The sequence below is a fragment of the Syntrophomonas sp. UBA5494 genome (genome assembly GCF_002426325.1).
Map to the genome: position 1 here is coordinate 519 of NZ_DIPG01000099.1, position 6,156 is coordinate 6,674.

Sequence of the window (6,156 nt, forward strand, 5' to 3'; positions counted from 1 at the left end):
GCTGCTACCGCCTTGGAATCAGCATTGGATTTAATGGTTTTGGCCGAAGTAGATGATAATTGGATGGAAAAGAAGAATAACAGACAGACAGTCAGCGCTATGATATGACGTTTCTTAGTAAACAAATGGACCGCCCCTTTCTTATTTGTGTTGGACGGCCCGTTGGAAAAGGCAGGTACATGAATCCTCCTTTTCGGTAGCCTGGCTATCATAGACTGATCTGTCCTTAGACCCATGGCTTTGCGTCCCTGCTTTTCAACAGGTTTGCCTTTATCGGTAAGTGATCTATCCCTGCCGTCCTCGTCTATGTAAAAAACCTGCTCGGATAAGTTGCCGGGCAGGAAATATAAGAACAGTATTTTTGGCAACCCGGCGGCCATGGTCTTGCGACTTTAGGCCCGTAGCTTTGCGTCCCTGTCTTTCGACAGGTTTGCCTTTTTACTTCTATCTACTTTACATCAACTATATCCTGCGATTACCAATTTGTCAATATATCTACTATAATTGGGGATAAAGGTCCCTTGTTTATATGAATTATTATCTAGATAGGATTCTCAACTGTGATACTGGAACTAGAACGACGTAAGGTGGTGATTAAAAGCCATCATGAAATTGGCCAAAAGCCCTGCTGGTTATATACAACGTCGAAAACTGGTACTGATTTCGATGAAAATTACGATACAATTACTAAACTAAATTAAGAAAAACTCAAGATATAAAATTATAGTTGAAGCCAGGAGTTTGCTCTGGAGATAATGAAGCAAAGAAGACAATTTTCAATTTGTCATCGGGTTTAGGATAATTGTGGTGAACATTATATATGAGGTACATAAAAATGTGGGAACAGTTTGATATTGTTATCATGGGGGGAGGCATAAATGGTTGTGCTATAGCCAGACTGCTTTCTCAGAATGGAAAAAAGGTGTGTATTTTGGAAAGACACACCGTAGGTAGTGGCACCTCATCAAACAGCTCCAAGCTTATTCATGGTGGATTAAGGTATCTGGAGACCGGAAGGGTTGGTTTGGTTCAAGAATCTCTCAAGGATAGAAAAAGACTTTTTGAACTTTATCCTGATCTGGTTGAGATGGTGCCTTTTTATTTACCAGTATACAATGATAGCTTGCGACCTTGGTGGATAATCCGTGCGGGATTGGGGCTTTATGATCTTCTTTCTTGTCAAACGAAGTACCATTGCAGGCACATAAGTAATACTGATTTTTTAAACAGGTTTGTAGGGATTAAATCAAGGGGGTTACGTCGGGTTTATTTATATTACGATGGTAAAACGAATGACTTAGAAATGACTCGCAAGATGGCCCGAGATGCTGTCGGTTTTGGTTGTGATATCCGGGAAAATTGTCAGGTGTTTTCCATTAATATCGATGATAAGTTAATTAAGATCATGTACAAGAATAGCAGAGGAGAACATAAGGTAGGGGCCCCTTTGCTTATTAACGCTACCGGTCCTTGGATTGACGAAGTGAATGTAAAATATCGTTTGCCGCATAACTATCGGATCAGCAAGGTGAGCGGGGTACATATCGTTCTTAACCGAACATTAGTTCCGGACTGTATGTTTTTGCAGACGTACAACCGGCGAATATTTTTCATGATCCCTTGGGCGGAGGGAAGAACTATTATCGGGACAACCGAAAGGATGGAGCGAGATTCCTGTGACGATGTGCAAATACAGGATGCCGATGTGAAGTACTTGTTGGATTGTGCCAATCACTATTTACAAGAGCCGGTTAGTCAGGATAATATTTGTGATACTTTTCTGGGCATAAGGCCTCTGGTAAGAATTAAGAATGCTGACTCAGATGCTACTACTATGAGCAGGGATTACAAAATCGATGTAATCAGTAAAGGAAAAGTCAAATTGATTCATGTTTATGGTGGCAAGTTGACTACTTGTTTGAGTATGTCGGAGGAGGTAGCTGCACGAATTTAGAAGAATCATTAGGACGTAGCCAGTTTATATGGTCTTATCTATTATCAATAAAATCATGCAAAGCAGCCGTATTAGCCGGCAAATCGGGGACCAAATAATAAACGCCGTTGATTGTCTTACCTTCGCAGGCTGAATCAAGAGGAATCCGAGTTCGTTGGACGCTTGTAAGATTGGAAGTCAATGCATCTACTCCCATTTTTATGAGATCGGTTTTGCTAAAACTGGTGACGATGTAGGGCAGTAACTCGGAGACTAACCCGGGTACTTCATTGTGGTCTAACGCCTGGACTTTATAAATCACTTCTGTCAGCACGCTTCGTTGGCGCTCGGTTCTTTCGTAATCACCGTTGCCTACATACCTGATTCGCGCGTAATCCACCGCTTGCTGGCCATTCAAATGTTGCCGTCCCGCTTCTGTAAGCCCCTCGACACGAGACACTTCTTCTTCCATAACATTAATATCTATTCCACCCAAGTAATCTACTATCTTTGCCATACTGTCAAATGATACGAATGCGTAATCTCTGATATCCATATCGAAATTGCTGTTAATGGTCTGAATAATCAATGGCGGTCCGCCAAAAACGAAAGCATGATTGATCTTATCCATACCGTGACCGGGGATATTGACATAAGTGTCCCGCATAATGGAAGATAATTTGATGGCATGGTTTCTTTTATCTATCGAAAGGATCATGATTACATCCGCCCTGCCCGGGTCATCAAGATTTTCCTGATCAATTCCCAAAAGGGCGATATTCAATGGCGGATATTCCCTAATTATAGAGGTCTCCTGTACTTCCGGATTGATTCCCAGGGCTTCATTGCTTTTGTCCATGGCCGTATAGGTTATTTTATTAAGCTGCCAGTAAACATAGGTTCCACATAATAAAAAAACCGCCAGTACAAAAAAGCCTATTATAATGAAAACATGTTTCCTGCTCGATTTTTGAGGTGTATCCGATTCTGTCATAGGTTGCTTCTCCTTGAATTTAATTTACAAAATCATTTTTATTATACCATCGCTATAACCAAACTTACCATATGCAGGGGAAGTGTAGCAAAATCTGCATTTCATCAAATTATAATGGCATATTATTTCACTTTATCAGACATGAAGCAAATCCTATGCCTTGGGGACTGGAAAATGATCACTAAAAAATATTGTACCTTTCTATGAGCGAAAGTGCTCGAGATTTGTTATATTAAAAGGGTATTCTTATTGGCGTCAACAAATATTTTGTAAATATATAAAGAGGGGTGTAATTGCTTTGAGCGGGGTTTTTGGGGTTGTATCTAAAGAAGATTGCGTCACCGATGTATATTTTGGTACCGATTATCATTCACATCTGGGAACCAGCAGGGCTGGGATGGCCATTTGGAGCGGTAATAATTTTAACAGTTTAATACACAACATCGAAAATACTCAGTTCAGAGCAAAATTTGAATCTGATTTGCCCAATATAAGCGGGAACATGGGTATAGGATGTATAAGCGACACCGAACCTCAGCCATTGACGGTGCGTTCACATCTCGGTCATTATGCGCTGACCACAGTAGGCAAAATCAACAATTTGGATGAATTGGCGGATAAGGCTTTCACCGGCCGAAATATGCATTTTCTGGAAACTAGTAAAGGCACTATTAATCCTACCGAACTTGTATCGGTAATCATAGACCAGGAGAGTTCTTTTAAGGACGGCCTGCTGAAAGCACAGGAATTGATTGACGGCTCCTGTTCAATTCTGCTTTTGACCCCTGAGGGGATTTACGCCTCACGGGATAAACTTGGCAGAACGCCTTTGGTAATCGGCGAAAAGGAAGGAGCTTATTGTATTTCCTTTGAATCCTGCACCTTTACCAATCTCGGCTACAGGTTTAAATACGAGCTGGGGCCGGGAGAAATTGTGCTCATAACCCCCGATGGTATTGAAAAAATCGTTCCTGCCGGGGATAAAATGAAAATCTGCGCCTTTCTATGGGTGTATTATGGCTATCCCTCCTCAACCTACGAGGGAATGAATGTGGAGGTTATGCGGTACCGAAACGGTGCGGCCATGGCGAAAAACGACCAGGTGGAAATAGATATGGTGGCGGGAATTCCTGATTCAGGTATCGGACACGCCATCGGTTACTCCAACCAGGCCAAAGTACCGTTTGGACGGCCTTTTATTAAATATACACCTACATGGTCCAGGAGTTTTATGCCTCAGGATCAGGATATAAGAAACCTGGTTGCCAAAATGAAGCTTATGCCTGTTCCGGAATTGGTCGCGAATAAGCGCCTGCTCTTTTGCGATGATTCCATAGTACGCGGCACTCAGCTGGGGGAGACGGTAGATCTTCTGTACAAATGCGATGCTCGTGAGGTTCATATCCGGCCGGCCTGCCCGCCGCTGGTTTTCGGCTGTAAATATTTAAACTTCTCGACTTCCCGCTCGGAAATGGATCTGGCCGCCAGACGGGCTATTATTGAACTTGAAGGCCGGGAGCCGGAGAATCTTGATGACTACTGTGATCCGGCCCACGAAAAGTACCACCGCATGGTAAATTGCATCAGCGAACGGCTCAACTTCTCGTCGCTGGAATATCAGAACCTGCCGGATATGCTTGATGCCATCGGAATAGGCCGGGATAAGATCTGCACCTACTGCTGGAACGGCAAGGAATGATACCGCAGGACGCTTTCCTTGTGTTATTTTTTGATTCACTTCAGAATTATTACGAAGCAGCTCGTCAGGTGAATGCAATATCAATGCAGCGGCTGCACAAGTTGCGGTGAAACATCGTCTTTTAGCCCAGGCGGCCTTATGATGTCGATGCAGAATTATATCTTGCCCAAACAGAACGGCTAATGGGGACTTGATGGTTGATTAACTATGTCAGTCGCTTTATAATTTTGTATAGTCATAGGAATTATTCTGAAGTACGGCTGTTTATATCATTTTATATGGTTGTACGGTAGAACGGGAGGAAAATATAAAATGCCCATAATGGATTTTTTAACTCGTAATGCTGCGATTTATGGCTCAGAACTGTGTCTGACCGAAATTAATATGGATCTCCAAGAAAGCCACAATGTCACCTGGCTGGAGTATGAACTGATTGAAAACAGTCCGGCAGGGGAATACCGCAGGGACATGACCTGGAAGGTTTTCAACGAAAAAGCCAATCGAATGGCCAATCTGCTGCTCAAGAGGGGAATCAAAAAAGGTGATAAGGTAGCCATACTTCTTATGAATTGTCTGGAATGGCTGCCCATTTATTTCGGTATTCTGAAGAGCGGGGCTATCGCAGTTCCCCTGAATTTCCGCTACACCGCTGAGGAAATCAAGTATTGCCTGGATTTATCCGATTCCATTGCCCTGGTTTTCGGACCGGAATTCATCGGCCGGGTTGAAAGCATATACAATCAAATCCCCCAGGTGAAAACCCTCCTCTTTGCAGGGGAGAATCGTCCCAGCTTCGCTGAGAATTATGACCGTCTGACTGCCAACTGCTGCTCGGATGATCCTGAGATCGAAATCAATGACCAGGATGATGCGGTGATCTACTTCTCCTCAGGGACCACCGGATTTCCCAAAGCCATTTTGCACACCCATTACAGTCTGCTGTCATCGGCTATCACTGAACAGCATCATCACGGCCAAAATCGTGAGGACAATTTTCTGTGCATTCCGCCCCTCTACCATACCGGCGCCAAGATGCACTGGTTTGGCAGCCTGGTGGCAGGGAGCAAAGCGGTTTTGCTCCGCGGCGTAAAACCGGAATGGATCCTCAAAACCGTTTCCGAAGAACACATCACCATCGTCTGGCTCCTGGTGCCTTGGGCGCAGGACCTCCTGGACGCCATCGAGAGAGGCGACTTGACGCTGGAAGATTATAACCTTTCGCAGTGGCGGCTGATGCATATCGGCGCCCAGCCGGTTCCGCCCAGTCTAATACGGCGCTGGAAACAGTATTTCCCCGACCATCTCTACGACACCAACTATGGGCTGAGTGAAGCCATCGGACCGGGATGTGTGCATTTGGGAGTGGAAAATATCCATAAGGTCGGGGCTATCGGTGTGCAGGGCTATAAATGGGAGACTAAGATCGCCGATGAGATAGGATGCCCGGTGGAGCAGGGCCAGGTCGGAGAATTAGTGGTCAGGGGACCCGGTCTGATGAAATGCTACTACAAAGATCCTGAAGCCACCGCA

The 6,156-nt window shown here is 44.3% G+C and carries 4 protein-coding genes and 2 riboswitches; of the genes, 3 read left to right on the plus strand and 1 reads right to left on the minus strand.

What is annotated here, in order from left to right; all coding sequences use genetic code 11:
- Positions 1–192: 192 nt before the first annotated feature.
- Positions 193–279, minus strand: a riboswitch (cyclic di-GMP riboswitch).
- Between the two features lie 81 nt (positions 280–360).
- Positions 361–445, minus strand: a riboswitch (cyclic di-GMP riboswitch).
- A gap of 390 nt (positions 446–835) precedes the next feature.
- The gene (locus B3W37_RS10980; RefSeq protein WP_483175770.1) at positions 836–1,954 is read left to right on the plus strand and encodes a glycerol-3-phosphate dehydrogenase/oxidase; all 1,119 of its coding nucleotides are present in this window, start codon (positions 836–838) and stop codon (positions 1,952–1,954) included.
- Between the two features lie 34 nt (positions 1,955–1,988).
- Here the strand turns inward: B3W37_RS10980 and B3W37_RS10985 are convergent, their stop codons facing one another.
- Positions 1,989–2,927, minus strand: a complete 939-nt coding sequence (locus B3W37_RS10985) for an LCP family protein (protein WP_483175772.1) — start codon at positions 2,925–2,927, stop codon at positions 1,989–1,991.
- 298 nt (positions 2,928–3,225) lie between these two features.
- Between B3W37_RS10985 and B3W37_RS10990 the strand changes: the two genes are divergently transcribed.
- Together B3W37_RS10990 and B3W37_RS10995 are read left to right on the plus strand one after the other, a co-directional pair.
- Entirely contained in the window at positions 3,226–4,626 is a 1,401-nt protein-coding gene (locus B3W37_RS10990) for an amidophosphoribosyltransferase (RefSeq protein WP_483168716.1), read from the plus strand.
- 312 nt (positions 4,627–4,938) lie between these two features.
- Positions 4,939–6,156, plus strand: a 1,218-nt coding sequence (locus tag B3W37_RS10995; RefSeq protein WP_483175773.1) for a class I adenylate-forming enzyme family protein, incomplete at its 3' end; no start/stop codon positions are given.

Bases quoted from the DNA above. Each gene is read 5' to 3' on its own strand.
- B3W37_RS10980 (WP_483175770.1), top strand. From the start codon at position 836: ATGTGGGAACAGTTTGATATTGTTATCATGGGGGGAGGCATAAATGGT.
- B3W37_RS10985 (WP_483175772.1), bottom strand. From the start codon at position 2,927: ATGACAGAATCGGATACACCTCAAAAATCGAGCAGGAAACATGTTTTC.